This window comes from Microbulbifer epialgicus (genome assembly GCF_041447265.1).
Lineage (GTDB): Bacteria > Pseudomonadota > Gammaproteobacteria > Pseudomonadales > Cellvibrionaceae > Microbulbifer > Microbulbifer epialgicus.
Genome location: NZ_JBGMEK010000276.1, coordinates 1 through 649, shown reverse-complemented (window position 1 = coordinate 649; position 649 = coordinate 1). Strand labels below are relative to the sequence as shown.

The window sequence follows — 649 nt, the reverse complement described above, 5'->3', positions numbered from 1 at the left end:
TTGGAATAAGAATAAAAAGAAGGAGCGTGAACCAGAAATGCACCAGACTAAGAAGGGTAATCAGTGGCATTTTGGAATGAAAATGCCTATTGGTACAGATGACACTCTCGGGCTCATACATAGTATCGATACAACAGCCGCTAATGAGCATGACATTACTGCAACAGGTCAATTGCTGCATGGCGAAGAAAAGCGAGTCTGGGGTGATTCTGGTTACACCGGGGCAGAAAAGCGCGAAGAACTGAAGTCTAAAGATGTGGAATGGCACATTGCAGAGAAGCCAAGTCGCTTAAGACATCGTCCAGGCCAGAATGCGTTACGAAAGGTGGAAAAGATTAAGGCGCAGATTAGGGCAAAAGTAGAGCACCCATTCCGTTATATAAAAAACATTTTTGGATATGGAAAAGTCCGCTATCGAGGTTTAAAGAAAAACACCCAGCGTCTGTGTATGCTGGCCGGCTTTACCAACTTATTGATTGGAAAAAAATATCTGCCGCACTAGGATCAGTGCATCTGAAATCTGCAAAACACAGATTTCAGGGAATGAAAATGAGGATAAATGCCTATGGAAACCTGACTTTTGACTAAAAAACAGTCATTTTTTTATTGTGTGATACCTAATTTAGAGCTAGAAAGATATTTTTCAGAG

The 649-nt window shown here is 41.3% G+C and carries 1 protein-coding gene; it reads left to right on the top strand.

The genetic code is table 11. The annotated features are described in order from the left end of the window. A partial coding sequence (locus ACCI49_RS24985; protein ID WP_371841967.1) for an IS5 family transposase occupies positions 1 to 502 on the top strand: 502 nt, incomplete at its 5' end. Positions 503 to 649 lie beyond the last annotated feature (147 nt).